Source organism: Modestobacter sp. VKM Ac-2979 (assembly GCF_026967995.1).
Lineage (GTDB): Bacteria > Actinomycetota > Actinomycetes > Mycobacteriales > Geodermatophilaceae > Modestobacter.
Genome location: NZ_JAPVBO010000001.1, coordinates 410,030 through 426,758, shown reverse-complemented (window position 1 = coordinate 426,758; position 16,729 = coordinate 410,030). Strand labels below are relative to the sequence as shown.

Below are 16,729 nucleotides of genomic sequence, written 5' to 3'. Positions count from 1 at the left end.
ACCGTCCCAAGCTGGCCTAGACCGTCTTTCCATGCTGCTCTCCATGGCTGGAGAACGCCAGAGGATGACGGCTGACCAGAGAGCCGTCCTGACCGTGCTCCTGGGACGGCCCGTCACTGTCCTGTTCCCGAACGTCTCAACCGGGAGAGCGAAGGTGCGCGGTCGTCTGACGGCACACCTCAGGCTCTCGACCGGGCTCAGTCGGTTGCGGTGGTGGACGGCGGGGCGCTGCCGCCTTGCGGTGCCTCGCCGGTCATCAGCTGCACGATCTGCTCGCGGTCGGCCGCCGAGGGCAGTCCCCAGGTCGGCTCGTACTCGTAGACCTCGGAGAGCGGGCGCGAGGCAGTGCGGCCGGTGAGGATCTCCACCGCCGAGGTGTCGATGAGGCCGGGGTGCTCGACGCCGCAGGCCTCGGCGACCCTGATCAGATCGCGTCGGAGCGTCTGGATGTAGGTGCCCGCCCGGACCGACTTCAGCGCCGGGTCGAGGCCGTGGGCGAGCCAGGCGTTCTGGGTGGCGACGCCGGTGGGGCAGGTGTCGGTGTGGCACTTCTGCGCCTGGATGCAGCCGATCGCCAGCATCGCCTCGCGGGCGACGTTGACCAGGTCGCAGCCGAGGGCGAAGGCGATGACCGCGTTGTCGGGCAGGCCGAGCTTGCCGCCGCCGATGAAGGTGACCTGCTCGTGCAGCCCGGCCCGGGCGAAGGTGGAGTAGACCCGGGCGAAGCCCAGCTGGAAGGGCAGCGAGACCGAGTCGGTGAAGATCAGCGGCGCGGCACCGGTACCGCCCTCGCCGCCGTCGATGGTCACGAAGTCCACCCCGCGGCCGGTGGTGGCCATCAACTCGGTGAGCTCGTGCCAGAAGCCCATGTCGCCCACCGCGGACTTCACGCCGACCGGCAACCCGGTCTCGGTGGCCAGCAGCTCGACCCAGTCGAGCAGGCTGTCGGTGTCGGAGAACTCGGCGTGCCGGGAGGGGCTGATGCAGTCGACGCCCTCCGGGACACCGCGGGTGCCGGCGATCTCGGCGGAGACCTTGGCCGCGGGCAGCACACCGCCCAGCCCCGGCTTGGCGCCCTGGCTCAGCTTGATCTCCAGGGCGCGGACGGGGGCGGAGGCGACCAGGTCCTTGAGCCGGTCCAGGTCGAAGCGGCCGTGCTCGTCGCGGCAGCCGAAGTACGCCGTCCCGAGCTGGAACACCAGCTCCCCGCCGTGCCGGTGGTGCGGGGAGATGCCGCCCTCGCCGGTGTTGTGCAGGCAGCCAGCGAGTGCGGCGCCGCGGTTGAGCGCCTCGACCGCGTTGCCGGACAGCGAGCCGAAGCTCATCGCGGAGATGTTGACCACCGACTGCGGGCGGAACGCGTGCGTCCGGTCGCGGGCGGCGCCGAGCACCTTGGCGCTGGGCAGCGAGGACGCGTGGCCGGCTTGCACGGTGGTGGCCGGGACGGCGTGGCCGAACGTGCGGTGGTTGATGACCGGGTAGCCGGCGGTGAACTCGAGGTCGTTGTCGGTGCCGAAGCCGAAGTAGTTGTTCTGCTTCTTCGCCGAGGCGTACACCCAGCGCCGCTGGTCGCGGGTGAACGGCCGCTCCTCGTTGTTGCCGGCCACCAGGTACTGCCGCATCTCCGGTCCGATGGACTCCAGCAGGTAGCGGGCCCGGCCGAGCACGGGGAAGTTGCGCAGCAGCGTGTGCTCACGCTGGAGGAGGTCGCGGGCGGCGACCCCGGCGAGGGCGGAGAGTCCGGCGGCCGCGGCGCGGGTGGCCCAGGTCATGGACCACTATGACGCGCCGGCGGCTGGTTCGGGGCCGGTTCAGGGCCCGACCCTGCTGCGGTGGGACCAGCCGGACACGCGCGAGGGGGCGGTCCCGGCTGACCGGGACCGCCCCCTGCGGGATGGTGCTGCCTCAGTAGGTCACGGAGGTGAGGTAGTCGAGGCCGGCCTGTGCGGCCTCGAAGGGGTCGAACGACGGGTCGCCGAAGCGCGGGTCGTGCTCGACGACGTAGTAGCGGACGCGGTGGGCGGCCGCGAAGATCGACGGGAAGTCGAGGGAGCCGCGGCCGACGATCTCGATCCGGTTCTCCAGGTCCGGGTTGAGGTCCTTGACGTGGAGCAGCTTGACCCGCTTGCCGTACTCCTCGATGACCTCGACCGGGTCGAGGCCGGCGTAGGCGACCCAGTACAGGTCGAGCTGGGAGACCACGTTCTTCTTCTGGGTGTGCTGCATCAGGATGTCGAAGGCGGTGCGGTCGCCGAAGACGGTGGTGAACTCGAAGTCGTGGTTGTGGATCATCAGCGTCTGGCCGGCCTTGCGCGCCTGCTCACCGACGGCGTCGAGATACTCGGCGTAGGCGATCCAGTCGGCCTCGGTGGTGAGCTCGCCGATCCACGGCGCGCCCGCGGTGCTGCCCGAGCCGAAGTACTTGATGCCGAGGACGCGGTTGTCCTCGATGATCTGCTCGATGTCCGCGGGGTTCGCGGGGGAGCCCACGTCGACGTGTCGGGCTGACGCCTTGAGGCCGTACTCGTCCAGCAGGGCGGCGTACTCCTCGGCGGTCCAGCCGCTGAGCGTGTACGGCTCGACGTTCCGGTAGCCCATCTCGGCCAGCCGGCGCAGGACCTCCTCGTGGCGCGCCTGCTCGTCGGTGCCACTGCTGAGGTAGTCGGCGAACGTGTAGAGCTGGATCGAGATCTTGCTGAGCGGCACGCCACGCTCGGCGCACTCCGCGGCCGCTGCCCCCTTCGACGGTGGGGCGGCGCTCGCCGTACCGGCGACGCCGACGAACAGCAACGCGGACAGGACGGCGACGAGCACGGCCCGCAGGCCGATCGGCAACTTCACGGTTTCCCCCTTGGCTGGTCACGTGGGCACACGACACCGCCGCGGGAGGCCGCCCGCTGGCTGGGGCGGAGCACACGCGACTGTGGCGTGCGCCACAACCTAGGGCCACTTACGTCAGATGCAAAGCAGAAGTCGGACGAACCCGGGGCGGAACGACACGGTCGCGCCCGGGGCGTCAGTCCAGCACCTCCTTCGCGCTGGCCGCCTCCCAGCGCCGCATGCGTTCCACCGCGGTCGGGCCGAGCCGGTCGAGGACGGCGTCCACCAGGAGCTCGGTGAGGACGAAGGCTGCCGCCGCGGAGTCGAAGGCGCCGGACGAGCGCACGGAGGTGGGCAGGACGACCTCCGCCACCTGAGCGATGGGGGAGAGCCACTCGTCGGTGATGCAGATGATGTGCGCCCCGGCCTCGGCGAGCAGTGCGGCTCGGGCCACCGTCCTGGACTGGTAGCGCCGGAAGTCGTAGACGACGAAGACGTCCCTGCTGTCGGCGTCGAGCACGTCGGCCGCACCGATCTGCTGGTCCTCGTCCGGCAGTCGGACGTGCGGCCGGATCTGTCGCAGGTGCAGGGAGAGGTAGCCGGCGATGTGTCCGGAGAACCGGCCACCCACGACGGTGATCCGCATCCTGGGGTGGGCGAGCAGGTCCACGGCAGCGTCCAGCTCCGTCCGCGGGATCGCGCCCAGTGACTGGGCGATCGATCCGGTCGCGATCTGGACGCCTCGTTCCAGCCAGTGCCCCTCACCACGGGTCGCCCGCGTGCTGTCGTACAGCGACAGCGGAGAGGCCACGCGCTCGGACAGCTCTTCGAGCAGCGCCTGCTGGAGAGCGGGGAAGCCGGTGTGCCCGAGGCTGCGGGCGAAGCGGACGACGGTCGGGGGGCTGACCCCTGCCGTGGCGGCGAGTTCGGCGCTGGTGCCCAGTGCTGCGCGCGGGTAGTCCGCCAGCAGGACCCGGGCCACCCGCCGTTCCTGCGGGCTGAAGGACGACAGGTCCGCCGTCAACGCATCCCTGATCGACACCGGCTCACTGTGCAGGTTCGGCCGGAACGGGATCAAGCACGTCGATGACCCGGGTGGTCAGGTCGATCGCCAGGACGCTGTCGGGCGGCACCGGTGTCCAGCCCTCGTCGGGCAGGCCGCTGGAGATGACGTGCACGGCGGTCGCGGAGACCTTGTAGGCCATGTCGAAGTAGGCGGTGGCGTGCCCGCGCGGCATCGCGTCGTCGGACCCGAAGACCTGTCGCAGGTCGTCCAGCGGCGTGGCCGCCCGACTGTTCACGTGCACCGCGTAGAGCCGCGCCGGGGTGAGGAACAGTGCGTTCAGGCTGGACTGCGGGAAGTGGCTGCGCAGCATGCCGACGGCGCGGGCGACCCCCGCCCGCTCGTCCGCGGTCTCCTCGATGCACTGCAGCACCAGGCGGAAGTAGCGCTCGCTGTCGGTGTCGCCCACCAGCTGGGCTCGGGCGTCCTCCCCCAGGAGCGCCTCGAGCTCGTCGATGGGGGAGATGCTGCCGTTGTGGGCGAGGGCGTGGTCGCCGTCCGTGAACGGGTGGGTGTTCTCGGCACCCACGGCCAGTCCGTCGGTGGCCCAGCGGAGGTGCACCAACCCGGCGGTGCCGAGGGCCCGGTCGGCCAGCGCCGTGTAGGTGGGGTCGGCCGCGGCCGAGATCGGCGAGGTGGCCGCCCGTGTGGTGTCGGTCGCCTGGTCTCGCCAGGCCATCCCCCACCCGTCGCCGTGCACGGCGGACAGCGAGGTGAAGGTGTCGAAGTCCGTCCGGCCGAGTCCGTCGACCGCCGAGACAGGTGTCTCGGCGACGTATCCCAGCAGTCGGCACATGGTCGCCAGGCCTCTTCCTAACAGCTCAGCAGGACGGTATAAACAGCGCCTGACCTGTAATGCGCATTACAAGCACGTTAAGCATCGCCCTCACGAAACGGATGCGTCAAGTGCTCCCGACCTCAACGACGAGCGATCACGATGTGCAGCAGCTCGCCGAGCGCCTCCGCCATGCCGGTGCCCGCACGCTCACCGGGGTCGTCAGCGACTCCGGTGGCGTCATCCGGGCGAAGACCGTCCCGGCTCGCCGCATCGAGTCCTTCGCCCGCTCGGGGATGGGCGCCTCGTTGACGTGGCCGGTCTTCTGCGTGGACAACGGGATCGCCATGACCCCGGAGGTCAACGTGGTCGGCGACCTGCGACTCACCACCGATCTCGAGCGTGCGGTGGTGCTCGACCACGGGTTCGGCTGGGCTCCCGCCGACGTCCGTGACCAGCAGGGCGAGCTGTCCCCGTACTGCTGGCGCAGCGTGACGCGCCGTCAGGTCGCCCGGCTGGCGTCGCTGGGCATCGAGGCCCTGGTCGGCAGTGAACTGGAGTTCGGGCTGCTCGGCGCCGACGGCCGGCTGCTCGGCGAGAGCGACGGGTGGCCCTGCTACGGGGCTGCGGTCTACAGCGGGTTGAGCGACTTCGCGGCGGACCTCTGCGAACGGCTGGACGCGGCGGGTGTCCCGGTCGAGCAGGTGCACGCGGAGTACGGACAGGCCAGTTCGAGATCTCGTTGCCCCCTCGCACACCGCTGGCCGCGGCCGACGACGTGCTGCTCGCCCGCGCGGTGATCGGCCGGGTCGCCCGGGCGCACGGGCTGCGCGACACCTTCTCCCCGGTGCCGTTCGCCGGCGGGTCCGGCAACGGCGCCCACATGCACCTGTCCCTGACCAAGGACGGCGTTCCGCTCTTCAGCGGCGGGTCCCTCGCCGGGGACCTCACCACCGAGGGTGCCCGGGCGGTGGCCGGCATCGTGCGCGAGCTGCCGGGCAGCATCGCCGTGCTGGCCGGGACGGTCGTCTCGGACGAACGCATGCAGCCCGGGCACTGGTCCGGCGCCACCGCCTGCTGGGGAGTCGAGAACCGGGAGGCCGCCGTCCGCCTGCTGCGGGCCAACAACGGCAACCCGCACGGGGCCAACGTCGAGGTCAAGTGCGTCGACTCCGGAGCCAACACCTACCTGGCCACCGGGCTGCTCCTCGGGTTCGCCGCATCGGGGATCGAACGCGAGCTGGCCCTGCCGGCCCCCGTCGAGGTCGATCCCCGGGAGCTCACCCCGCAGCAGGCAGAGGCCGCGGCCGTGGTGCCGCTCCCCAGCGATGCCGCCGGCCGCATCGCCATGTTCGAGGAGAGCCAGGAGGTGCGCGCGGTCCTCGGACCGGAACTGCACGCAGCGGTCCTCGCGGTGCGCCGGTACGAGGCCTCGCTGGACGCCGGCCCCGACCTCCATGCGCGCACCCGGTTCGCCTGGTCCTCCTGAGTCCGGCACCACCTCACCCACCTGCACCGACACCGAGGAGTGACATGGCCAAGCGCAAGCTCAAACTGTGGGAGGCCCTGGCGCTCTCGCTCGGCCTGATGGGGCCGACGCTGGCCATGGCCGGCAACGGCCAGGGCATCATCGGCACGGTCGGCAAGGCGGTGCCCCTGGTCTTCGCCCTGGGGTTCGTCGGGGTGGCCCTGGTCGCCTACGGGTTCATCCGGCTGACCCAGCGCTACAACCACGCGGGCAGCGCCTACGCCCTCGTCGGGGCGACGCTGGGTCCCCGCGCGGGGTTCGTGGCCGGGTTCGCGCTCTTCGGCACGTACCTGTTCTTCACGATCTGCACGGCGGCCGTCTTCGGGGCCTTCCTCAACGCCCTGATCGGCTCGGCCTCGGGAACGGGCACGAGCGTCGGGTTCGGCATCGCGGCCGTCGCGTGCCTGCTGGTCACCGGCTTCATGAACACCCGGGACACCCGGACGGTGTCCCAGTCGCTCCTGGTGATCGAGGGCGTCGGCATCGCCGCCATGCTGGTGCTCGTCGCCGCCGTTCTCGGTCAGGGCGGTGCGGAGCAGACCGGCGTCGACCTCACCACCTTCTCCCCGGACGGCGTCGGACTCAGCGCTGTGCTCGCTGCCGTCGTGGCGGCGTTCCTCTCCTGGGCCGGCTTCGAGGCCTGCGCCGCGCTCGGCGAGGAGACCGACGACCCGCGGCGCAACATCCCGCGTGCCCTGTTCGGCTCCGTCCTGCTCACCGGCGCGCTGTACGTGCTGGTCATGTTCGCCCAGACCATCGGCTTCGGCACCGACGAGGCGGGGCTGGCCGCGTTCCAGGGATCGGGGAACACCCTGGGCGACCTGGGGGAGGGGTACCTCGGCCACTGGTTCGCGCTGCTGCTGCTGTTCACCGCGGTGCTGTCGGCGTTCGCCTCCAACCTGTCCTCGGTGATGGCGTCGGCACGGCTGGCCATGGCCTTGGCGCGGGACGGCTTCGGCCCGCGGCAGTTCGCCCAGATCGACCCGACGCACCAGACCCCCCGGAACGCGGTGCTGGCGATGGCGGGCATCGGCATCGTCGTCAACCTCGTGTCCTGGCTGACCGGGTGGCCGGTGATGGGCACCGGGGACGCCGCCATCGACGCCTACTTCTTCTACGCCGTGGTGGGCGCCACGTGCCTGCTGTTCGTCTACCTGCTCGTCGAGGTGGCGGTGTTCGCGGCCTGGCGCCGCGGTGTCATCAGCGTCCGGGCCGCCGAACTGGTGCTGCCGGCCCTGGGGGGCGGCTTCATCCTGGTCGTCATCGGCTACAGCGTGAAGGACGCGACCGGCTTCTCCCCGGCCTACGTGGCCATCGGGTGGGTGCTGCTCGGGCTCCTGGTCGCCGTCCTGGCCGGTGGACTGGCCAAGCGGATCGGCGCCTCGCTGGCCCGGGAGCTGGACGAGGTCGACGAGGACCGCACCGTCGTCGACCCCGAGCCGGTCTGATGCACCCGGCTGCGGAGCGGCGGTACCCCTGGGACCACGCCGGGGCGCGGGCGTTCGGAGGTCCGCTGGCGGACACGGTGGCGGACCTGGCGCTGGTCGACCACCACGTCCATGGTGCGCTGCGCACCGGGGTGGACCGCCCGAGCTTCGAGTCGATGATCACCGAGGCGCCCAGGCCGTCGACGGTCGCGACGCAGTTCGACTCGCAGATCGGCTTCGCCATCCGTCGCTGGTGTGCCCCGGTGCTCGGGCTCCAGCCGCACGCGTCGGCTGACGAGTACTGGCACCACCGGTCCGAGCTGGGTGAGGAGGAGGTCAACCGACGGCTGCTGCGCGCCAGCGGCACGTCGACCTACCTGATCGAGACGGGGTATCTCGGGGACGCCGTGCTGTCGCCGGAGGAGCACGCCGACGTGGCCGACGCCAGCGCCCGGGAGGTGGTGCGGCTGGAGACCATCGCGGAGTCACTGCTGGACGAGGTCGACTCCGCACGTGCCTTCGTGGCGCAGTACCCGTCCCGTCTCGCCGAGGCGACCAGCTCGGCGGTCGGCACGAAGAGCATCCTCGCCTACCGCTTCGGCTTCGACGTCGACGCCGCACGGCCTGGCGACGACGAGGTCGTCCGGGCCGTCGAGCGGCTGCTCGGCACGACCACCGGCCGGCAGCGGATCGAGGACCCGGTGCTCCTGCGCCATCTCCTCTGGTGCGGCGTGGACCGGGGGCTGCCCATCCAGCTGCACAGCGGCTACGGCGACCCGGACCTGGACCTGCACCGGGCCAATCCGCTCCTGCTGGCCCCGTGGCTGCGAGAGGTGGAGGGCTCCGGCGTCCCGGTGATGCTGCTGCACAACTACCCGTACCACCGTGAGGCCGGATACCTGGCCCAGGTCTTCGACAACGTCTACTTCGACGTCGGGCTGGGGCTCAACTACGTCGGCAGTCAGAGCCCACAGCTGATCGCCGAGTCGCTCGAGCTGGCGCCCTTCCACAAGCAGCTGTACTCGTCGGACGCCTGGGGACCCAGCGAGCTGCACTTCCTCGGCTCGCTGCTGTGGCGCCGGGGGATCAGCAGGGTCGTCGGTCAGTGGGTGCAGGACGGTGACTGGTCCCAGGGCGACGCCGAGCGGGTCCTGCGGCTCATCGCGCACGAGAACGCCGAGCGGGTCTACCGGCTCTGAGGCACGTCGCGGAGGTCGAGCGCACGGAGCGTGCACAGCGGCAAATGGCGTGACGACCCGGGCCGCCGGTGACTAGCGTGCCGGGCAGGAGTCCTCGACCAGGGAGCAGCGGCATGGGTGGCAGCGGCGACATCTCCGGGTGAACCCCGGGATGTGCCCGGCAGGCGAGCAGCCGCCGGAGCCTCCGTCGTCCTCGTCCACCGCCGGGCCGCCACGTGCGCCCGCGTCCCCGCAGAGGTCCCGCCGTGCCCGATGCCTCCGTCGTCTGCTCCGCCCTGTCCTTCGCCTGGCCTGACGGCACCCCCGTCTTCGCCGACCTCTCCTGCACCGTCGGCGCCGGCCGCACCGGCCTGATCGCACCCAACGGTGCGGGCAAGAGCACCCTGCTCAGGCTGATCGCCGGTGAGCTCCGGCCCGCCGCAGGCGCGGTCACGGTCGGCGGCGTCCTCGGGTACCTGCCCCAGTCGCTGCCGCTGGTCGGTGACCTCACCGTCGCCGAGGTGCTCGGCGTCGCGCCCGTGCTCGCCGCGCTGGCCGCCATCGAGTCCGGTGACGTCGCCGACGAGAACTTCGCCGCCATCGGCACCGACTGGGACGTCGAGGAGCGCGCCCGCGTCCAGCTCGGCCGGCTCGGCCTGGGCGACGTCATGCTCGACCGCCGGCTCGACACGCTCAGCGGCGGGCAGGTCGTCACGCTCGGCCTGGCCGCGCAGCTGCTGAAGCGCCCCGACGTCCTGCTGCTCGACGAGCCGACCAACAACCTGGACGGCGACGCGCGCCACACCCTGTACGCCGCGCTCGACGACTTCCCTGGCTGCCTGCTCGTGGTCAGCCACGACCGGGCGCTGCTCGACCGGATGGACCGCATCGCCGAGCTCGACCGGGGCGAGTTGCGCACCTACGGCGGCGGGTTCACCGACTGGGAGGCCGCCGTCCGGGCCGAGCAGGAGGCGGTGGAGCGGGACGTCCGCACCGCCGAGCAGGAGGTCAAGCGGGAGAAGCGGGAGCGGCAGCTGGCCCGGGAGCGGGCGCAGAAGAAGTCCGGCAACGCCGCCCGCACCGTGAAGGACGCCGGGCTGCCGAAGATCCTCATCGGCAAGATGAAGCGGACCGCCCAGGAGTCGGCGGGCAAGGCCGACGACGTGCACGCCGCCCGGCTCGACGGTGCCCGCACCCGGCTGGAGGAGGCCGAGCGCGCGCTGCGGGACGACCAGGCGATCGTGTTGGAACTGCCCGGCACCGCGGTGCCGGCCGGGCGCACCGTGTTCGCCGGCGAAGGCCTGCAGCTGCGGCTGGGGGAGCGGGCACTGTTCGCCGAGGACGGCGTCGACCTGACCGTCCGCGGCCCGGAGCGGATCGCGCTGACCGGGGCGAACGGCGCCGGGAAGTCGTCACTGCTGCGGCTGATGACCGGCGACCTGCAGCCCGACGCGGGGGAGATCCGGCGGGCCGACGGTCGGGTCGCCCACCTCTCCCAACGGCTGGACCTGCTCGACCCCGACCGCACCGTGGCCGAGGCGCTCGCGGACGCGGCACCGGCGATGCCGACGGCGGAGCGGATGAACCTGCTGGCCCGCTACCTGTTCCGCGGCAGCCGGGCGCACCTGCCGGTCCGGGCGCTCTCCGGCGGTGAGCGGCTGCGGGCCACGCTGGCCTGCGTGCTGCACGCCGAACCGGCACCGCAGCTGCTGCTGCTCGACGAACCGACGAACAACCTCGACCTGGTCAGCGTCGCCCAGCTGGTGAGTGCGCTGGCGGCCTACCGAGGCGCGTTCGTGGTGGTCAGCCACGACGAGCGGTTCCTCACCGAGCTCGGCATCACCCGCTGGCTCCACCTCACCGACGGCCGCCTGCAGGAGATCACCGCGCCCTGACCCGGCCGCGCCTGTGCACTCGTCGTCGGTCCTGGCCCGGCGAAGCGACGGTCAGCGCACAACGGGCGCCGTCCTCACTGCGGGGGTTGCTCGGAGACGGCGGACAGGGCGGCGATCAGGTGCTGTTCCGCGGTCGCCTTGTCGACGCCCAGCGAGGTCAGCAGGCCGGCGCCGTCCTCGGCCTCCAGTAGCGCCAGCAGCAGGTGCTCGGTGCCGATGTAGTTGTGGCCCAGCCGCAGCGCCTCGCGGAAGGTCAGCTCCAGCGCCTTCTTCGCACCCGCGTCGAACGGGATGAGGGCCGGGACGTCGCCGGCCGCCGGCGGCAGCGACGCGGACGCGGCCTGCCAGACGGCGTCCAGCGTCAGGCCCTGCGCGACCAGTTCCTCGGCGCCGAGCCCGTCACGCTCGGTCAGCAGCCCGAGCACCAGGTGGGTCGTGGTCAGCTCGACGTTGCCGGCCGCGCGAGCTGCCTCCTGCGCCGCCACCACCACGTTGCGGGCGCGCGGGGTGAAGCGGTTGAAGCCCTCGTCCGGGTCCATCGGCAGGTCCTTGGGCACGAAGCGCTTCTGAGCCGCCTGCTTGGTCACGCCCATGCTCCTGCCGATCTCGGTCCACGACGCCCCGGAGCGGCGGGCCTGGTCGACGAAGTGGCCGATCAGGTGGTCGGCGACCTCACCCAGGTGGTCGGCGGCGAGGACGGCGTCGGTGAGCTGGTCCAGTGGCTGGTTGTGCACCTGCTGGATCGCGGAGATCAGGTCGTCGAGCCGGACGGTGGGCGGCAGCTGTGTCATGCCGTCAACGCTAGGTTGACGACTCGCTGACGTCAACCCCCGGTTGACGATGTGGTCAGCCGGCGATGCGGGTGCACTCGGCGCAGCGGTCGGTGCCCGGGAAGGTGAGCCAGTCCTGCGTGGCGACGGCGGAGACCAGGACACCGCAGACTGACTGGTCCAGACCGTCGACGACCGGGCGAGCGACGGCGTGGGTGACCTGGTCGCTGCTGCGGGGGTCGTGCGCCGTGGAGGCCACGTGGGTGGCCGTGAGGTCGGTGCCGATCGAGGAGATGGTCGCCGTCATGGGCAGCAGCCTGCCGCAGGAACATGACGATCTGACTGCGATGGGACGTTGATCGTGCGATGGCTCGTCACACGGGTGCCGAGCCGGCCCCGGGTACAGCCTGCTGCACCGCAAGAGGCCAGGTCAGGGGATCGGATACGGGGCCCGCCCCGACCAGCATCGGGAGGGACACCAGCCCGACCGAGGAGCCCCCCGTGCCCGACCCGTACCGCCTCGACCCCACCGCACAGCCCGTCGACCTCCGTCCCGCACCCGAGCCGGCACGCAGCACCCCGGACCGGCCGCTGCGCACGCTGCTGTGGGTCGTCCTGGTGCTGAGCATCGCCGGCAACAGCGTCACCTCGTTCAGCGCCGTCCCCCTCGCGGTCAGCATCGGCTTCGGCCTGCTGACCGCCGTCAGCGCCATCACGCTGATCAGCCTGCACGTGCGCAACCGATGAGCACCGCCCTCGCACCGACGGCCACCGCCGCCGTCGCGCTCACCCACGTGACCAAGACCCACCCCAACGGCGTCCGCGCCCTGGACGACGTCACGGTCGAGGTGCCCCGCGGCAGCTTCCTCGCCGTCATGGGCCCCTCCGGCTCCGGCAAGAGCACCCTGCTGCAGGTCGCCGCCGGGCTGGACACCCCGACCAGCGGGGAGGTCCTCCTCGACGGCACCGGGATCGGCGGGCTGGACGAGACCCGTCGCACCGAGCTGCGCCGCGACCGGATCGGCTTCGTCTTCCAGGCCTACAACCTGCTGCCCGCGCTCACCGTGGGGGAGAACATCACCCTGCCGTTGCGGCTGGCCGGGAAGTCGCTGGACCGGGAGTGGGTGCAGTACCTGGTCGATCGGGTGGGCCTGGGCGACCGGCTGGACCACCGGCCGACCGAGCTCTCCGGCGGCCAGCAGCAGCGGGCCGCGATCGCCCGCGCCCTGGTCGCCCGGCCCGCCGTCGTCTTCGCCGACGAGCCCACCGGCGCCCTGGACCTGCACAGCGCCGCCGAGGTGCTCGGCCTGCTCCGCGCCCTGGTCGACGACCTGGGGCAGACCGTCGTGCTGGTCACCCACGACCCGGCCGCCGCCGCCCGCGCCGACCGCGCGCTGGTGATGGCCGACGGCCGGGTCGTCGACACCCTCGAGCACCCGGCCGCCGCCGACCTGGCCGGGCGCCTCGTCGCGCTGCGCGAGGGCTGAGCCGTGCTCGCGCTCGCCCTGCGGCTGGCCCGCACCCGGCTCACCGCCTCTCTCGCCGTCCTCGTCGCGGTGCTCGGCGGGGCGGCCATCGTCACCGGCACCGGCGTGCTCGCCGAGTCCGGCCTGCGCTCGCACCTGCCCGTCGACCGGCTGGCCGGCGCGGAGGTGGTCGTCTCCGCCGACCAGACGGTGCAGCCCAGTGCCGACCTCGCCGTCGCCCTGCCCGAGCGGGGGAGCGTTCCCGCAGCGCTGGCCGACGAGCTGGGGGAGCTTCCGGGGGTGGCGGCCGCCGTCGCCGACGTCGGCTTCCCGGCCGCCGTCCTCGGCACCGACGGGGACGTCGTCGCGACCACCGACCCGACGACCGCCGGGCACGGCTGGTCCTCCCTCGGCCTGCTCGACGACCCCGAGGTCACCGGCACCCCGCCGACCGGCCCGCAGGAGGTCGCCCTCGACTCGGCGATCGCCGCCGCGGCCGGCGTCGCCCCGGGCGACACCGTGCGGGTCGTGCTGGCCGGCCGCGCCGTCGACGCCCGGCTCACCGCCGTGGTCCCGGCCGGTACGGGCGTGCTCGTCGCCGACGACCGGGCGGCGCGGCTGGCCGGGCAGACCGACACCGTCGACCTGATCGGCCTCCAGGTGACCGGGGACGTCGAGGCGGTCGCCGACGCCGTCCGCCCGCTGCTGCCCGCCGGCACGATCGTCAGCACCGGCGACGCCCGCGGCGACGTCGCCCTCCCCGAGGCGGCCGCGGCCCGGTCGCTGCTGGTCGTGCTCGCGTCCTCGCTGATGGGCGTGCCGCTGCTGATCGTCGGGTTCGTCGTCGCCGGGGCGCTGGCCGTGTCGATCGGCGGTCAGCGCCGCGAGCTGGCCCTGCTCCGCGCGGTCGGCACCACCCCGCGGCAGCTGCGCCGGCTGGTCGCCGGTCAGGCGAGCGTGGTCGCGGCGGTCGCGCTCGTCCCGGGCATCGCCCTCGGCTACCTGCTGGCCGGGCAGTTCCGTCGGCTGCTGGTGCACGTCGGGGTGCTCCCCGACGCGCTGCCGCTGGCCGTCGGCCCGCTGCCGGCGCTGGCCGCTGCGGCGCTGCTGCTCCTCGTCGTCCAGGTCGCCGCCCGCTGCGCCGCCTGGCGCACCAGCCGCGAGCCGGTGACCCAGCTGCTCGCCGACTCCCGGACCGGCCCGCGCACCCCGTCACCCGGCCGGCACCGCACCGGCCTGCTGCTCATCGCCGCCGCCGTGCCGCTCTCGGTGCCGCCGCTGCTGGTGCAGTCGCCGATCGGGGCGGCGTCCACCTCGCTGGCCGGCATCGTCGCCGCCATCGGCCTGGCGCTGGCCGGCCCCCTCCTGCTCCGCCGGGTCACCGGCCGGCTCGCCCGCCGGCTGCCGGCCGGCACCTCCGCGCCCGCCTGGCTGGCGGTGGCCAACCTGCACGGCTACGCGCTGCGCTCGGCGGGTGCGGTCACCACGCTGGCGATGGCGGTCGTCGTCGCGCTCACCTACACGTTCGCCCAGACCACCGTGATCGACGCGACGGCGGAGGAGACCCGGGCGGGCACCGTCGCCGATGCGACGGTCACCGCCCCCGCGCTGGGCGGCATCCCCGCCGGCCTCCTCGGCGCGGTGCAGGCCGTCCCCGGGGTGGAGTCGGTCGCGCCGGTCAGCTCCACGGCCGTGCTCTGGCCGATGCGCGTGCTGGGGGAGGAGGAGCTGTCCGGCGGGCCGGCGCTGGTGCTGCCCCCGACGGGGGCCGGTGTGCTCGACCTCGACGTGCGGGACGGCGACCTGGCCGACCTGACCGGCGCCACCGTGGCCGTCGGAAGCGACGCCGCCGCCGCCCGGGACGTCGGGATCGGCGACCAGGTGCAGCTCATCCTGGGGGACGGCGCCGAGGTCGAGGCCCGGGTGGTCGCCGTCTACGACCGGGAACTGGGCTTCGGCTCCGTCGTCCTCTCCGCCGACATGGCCGCGGGGCACACCACCGGCGGGCTGGCCGACAGCCTGCTGGTGCGCACCGACGGCGACCCGGCGACCGACCGGGCGCTGGCGGGCCTGACCGACCGGCCCGGCGTGACGGTGTCCGACGGCGGGGTCGCCGGCGACCGGCCGGCCGCGCCGCCGGAGGTGTGGATCAACCTGGCGGTCATCGGCGTGCTGCTCGGCTACCTGCTGCTGGGGATCGCCAACGCGCTGGTCGCGGCCACCGCCCAGCGGCGCGGGGAGATCGCGGCCCTGCGGCTGACCGGGACCACGCCGCGTCAGGTGCGCGCGATGATGCGGCGCGAGGCGGCGCTGGTCTCCGGCGCTGCGGTCGCGGCCGGGGTGCTGGTCTCCGTGGTGCCCTTGGCCCTGCTCGGCCTGGGCTTCCTCGACCGCCCCTGGCCGTCGGGGCCCGGCTGGCTGCTGCCGGTGACGGCGCTGGTCGTCACCGGCATCGCGTTCCTGGCCATCGAGGTGCCGACCCGGGCCGCGCTGCGGGTCGCGCCGGCCGATGCGCTCGCCACCCAGGGGTGAACCGGCCGTGCCGACTCAGCTCGGGAAGCCGTCCCCGCCGGCCAGTGCGGTGATCGCGATCATCGCGGTGAAGACCAGGACGGTGGCGACCAGGACGCCAAGGCACAGCACCCAGCCGCGGTCACCCAGCCCGGGCTCCTCCGCCGGCGCCGGGGTGGGGGTGGACTGCTCGGCAGCGGGACGGGTGCGGCGCTGCTCGACGGACACGCTCATGCGGACTCCCGGAGACGTCGGCCGGACCGGCCGGTGGCCTGGACGCCGTGGTCAGCGCCCGATCCGGACGTTAGGCAGCGCAGGAGCCCAGGACCCGGGGTCGGAGGTCCCTGATCGAGGGACTCTCGGCCTCATCCGGGCAGCGTCACTGCAGGGTGTCGCGGTTCTGGGCGTGCTCGCTGACCTGCGGCACCTCCTCGCCACCGGAGCCCACCCGCACCGGCTCGCCGGCCGTGGTGCGGGCCCAGCACAGCCGGCACAGGTGGGTGGGCTCCTCCGGCAGCAGTGGGTGCGCGCCGAGTGGCTGCACCTGCACCCAGCCGACGGCGGCGGGGGCGTCAGCCACCTCGGCGCACCGGTCGCAGCGGTACTGGACGGACATGCGGATCAGCCTCCTGGCCCGGGGGGACGACGGTGGCCCTCAGGACACCAGCGTCCCCCTCCGCCGCCGAGATCGCAGCCCGGATCCGATCAGGAGCGCAGCGTGATCAGGCCAGCGGCAGCTGCTCCTGCAGGTCGGCCTCGAACCAGTCGCTGCCCAGGTCCTCGACCTCGCGCAGTTCGAGCTCGGCGAGCAGGGCGTAGGCGGTCTCGATGTCCATGCCCCCGAGCCAACGGCGAGTTCCGCACGCACGGCTGGAGGGATCCGCAGGAGAACCGCAGATCAGCCGCCGCGGTTGACCTCGGCCTGGACGACGCCGAGGAGCGCGGTCTGCAGCGTCTGGTCGTCGTGATCGCCGCGGTCGAGGGCCTCCTGGGCCGGGCCGGGGAGCTGGCGCACGTCGAGGTCGTCGAGCCACGTCGTCTCCCCGCCGACCTGGCGCCCCAGCGTGAGGGCGTCGCCCTCCCGCCGCACCAGGTACTCCTCGCCACCGAGCTCGATCGTCGTTGAGTCGCTCATGGCGTCGCCGTACCCGGGGCCCCTGCAGGTCTACACCCGCCCCGACACGGGCACCCCGGTGATCGGGCGCTGAGACACGCCGTCCTGAGCTGCCGGTGTTCACTCTTTCCGGGCCGACCGGCGTGGCGGGTCTCCAGCTGTGGCCACTGTTGCCGATGGTC

General features: G+C 73.1%; 15 protein-coding genes and 1 pseudogene. 7 read left to right on the top strand and 9 right to left on the bottom strand.

All coding sequences use genetic code 11. From position 1 onward, the window contains the following. Window positions 1-197: 197 nt before the first annotated feature. The 4 genes from O2W15_RS02080 to O2W15_RS02065 all read right to left on the bottom strand — a co-directional run bounded on the left by O2W15_RS02080 (window position 198) and on the right by O2W15_RS02065 (window position 4,679). On the bottom strand, window positions 198-1,772 hold the full coding sequence (locus O2W15_RS02080; protein ID WP_269178184.1) for an FMN-binding glutamate synthase family protein: 1,575 nt from the start codon (window positions 1,770-1,772) through the stop codon (window positions 198-200). 133 nt (window positions 1,773-1,905) lie between these two features. Next, window positions 1,906-2,841, bottom strand: a complete 936-nt coding sequence (locus O2W15_RS02075; protein ID WP_269178183.1) for a sugar phosphate isomerase/epimerase family protein — start codon at window positions 2,839-2,841, stop codon at window positions 1,906-1,908. Between the two features lie 175 nt (window positions 2,842-3,016). Further along, window positions 3,017-3,862 (bottom strand): MurR/RpiR family transcriptional regulator, encoded by an 846-nt coding sequence (locus tag O2W15_RS02070; RefSeq protein ID WP_269178182.1) that lies wholly within the window; start codon window positions 3,860-3,862, stop codon window positions 3,017-3,019. Between the two features lie 4 nt (window positions 3,863-3,866). After that, the gene (locus tag O2W15_RS02065; RefSeq protein ID WP_269178181.1) at window positions 3,867-4,679 is read right to left on the bottom strand and encodes a class II glutamine amidotransferase; all 813 of its coding nucleotides are present in this window, start codon (window positions 4,677-4,679) and stop codon (window positions 3,867-3,869) included. A gap of 59 nt (window positions 4,680-4,738) precedes the next feature. Here O2W15_RS02065 and O2W15_RS23945 point away from each other — a divergent pair. The 4 genes and pseudogenes from O2W15_RS23945 (at window position 4,739) to O2W15_RS02040 (ending at window position 10,686) form a co-directional block, all read left to right on the top strand. Beyond that, a pseudogene (locus tag O2W15_RS23945) lies at window positions 4,739-6,147 on the top strand (hypothetical protein). Window positions 6,148-6,191: 44 nt separating this feature from the next. Then, window positions 6,192-7,634, top strand: coding sequence for an APC family permease (locus O2W15_RS02050; protein WP_269178178.1), 1,443 nt, complete (start codon window positions 6,192-6,194; stop codon window positions 7,632-7,634). Further along, complete coding sequence (locus tag O2W15_RS02045; RefSeq protein ID WP_269178177.1) at window positions 7,634-8,812, top strand: amidohydrolase family protein; 1,179 nt, start codon at window positions 7,634-7,636, stop codon at window positions 8,810-8,812. Before O2W15_RS02050 ends, O2W15_RS02045 begins: the two co-directional genes overlap by 1 nt. A gap of 245 nt (window positions 8,813-9,057) precedes the next feature. Further along, the gene (locus O2W15_RS02040; protein WP_269178176.1) at window positions 9,058-10,686 is read left to right on the top strand and encodes an ABC-F family ATP-binding cassette domain-containing protein; all 1,629 of its coding nucleotides are present in this window, start codon (window positions 9,058-9,060) and stop codon (window positions 10,684-10,686) included. A gap of 74 nt (window positions 10,687-10,760) precedes the next feature. Here the strand turns inward: O2W15_RS02040 and O2W15_RS02035 are convergent, their stop codons facing one another. Beyond that, window positions 10,761-11,477 carry a Clp protease N-terminal domain-containing protein gene (locus tag O2W15_RS02035; protein ID WP_269178175.1) on the bottom strand — a complete coding sequence of 239 codons (717 nt, stop codon included), beginning with the start codon at window positions 11,475-11,477 and terminating at the stop codon, window positions 10,761-10,763. Between the two features lie 55 nt (window positions 11,478-11,532). Next, entirely contained in the window at window positions 11,533-11,763 is a 231-nt protein-coding gene (locus tag O2W15_RS02030) for a hypothetical protein (protein WP_269178174.1), read from the bottom strand. Window positions 11,764-11,957: 194 nt separating this feature from the next. On the opposite strand from O2W15_RS02030, the gene O2W15_RS02025 reads away from it, so the two are divergent. From O2W15_RS02025 to O2W15_RS02015, 3 genes are read left to right on the top strand one after another with little or no spacing between them, the layout of a single operon-like run. After that, window positions 11,958-12,203 (top strand): hypothetical protein, encoded by a 246-nt coding sequence (locus O2W15_RS02025; RefSeq protein ID WP_269178173.1) that lies wholly within the window; start codon window positions 11,958-11,960, stop codon window positions 12,201-12,203. After that, complete coding sequence (locus tag O2W15_RS02020; protein WP_269164839.1) at window positions 12,200-12,943, top strand: ABC transporter ATP-binding protein; 744 nt, start codon at window positions 12,200-12,202, stop codon at window positions 12,941-12,943. Before O2W15_RS02025 ends, O2W15_RS02020 begins: the two co-directional genes overlap by 4 nt. A gap of 3 nt (window positions 12,944-12,946) precedes the next feature. After that, window positions 12,947-15,454 carry an FtsX-like permease family protein gene (locus tag O2W15_RS02015; protein ID WP_269178172.1) on the top strand — a complete coding sequence of 836 codons (2,508 nt, stop codon included), beginning with the start codon at window positions 12,947-12,949 and terminating at the stop codon, window positions 15,452-15,454. Window positions 15,455-15,469: 15 nt separating this feature from the next. On the opposite strand, the gene O2W15_RS02010 is transcribed toward O2W15_RS02015, so the two are convergent. From O2W15_RS02010 to O2W15_RS02000, 3 genes are all read right to left on the bottom strand, one after another. Continuing rightward, on the bottom strand, window positions 15,470-15,667 hold the full coding sequence (locus O2W15_RS02010; RefSeq protein WP_269178171.1) for a hypothetical protein: 198 nt from the start codon (window positions 15,665-15,667) through the stop codon (window positions 15,470-15,472). A 145-nt stretch (window positions 15,668-15,812) separates the two neighbouring features. After that, complete coding sequence (locus O2W15_RS02005) at window positions 15,813-16,049, bottom strand: hypothetical protein (protein ID WP_269178170.1); 237 nt, start codon at window positions 16,047-16,049, stop codon at window positions 15,813-15,815. Window positions 16,050-16,331: 282 nt separating this feature from the next. Continuing rightward, on the bottom strand, window positions 16,332-16,568 hold the full coding sequence (locus O2W15_RS02000; protein ID WP_036337631.1) for a hypothetical protein: 237 nt from the start codon (window positions 16,566-16,568) through the stop codon (window positions 16,332-16,334). Window positions 16,569-16,729: the final 161 nt, after the last annotated feature.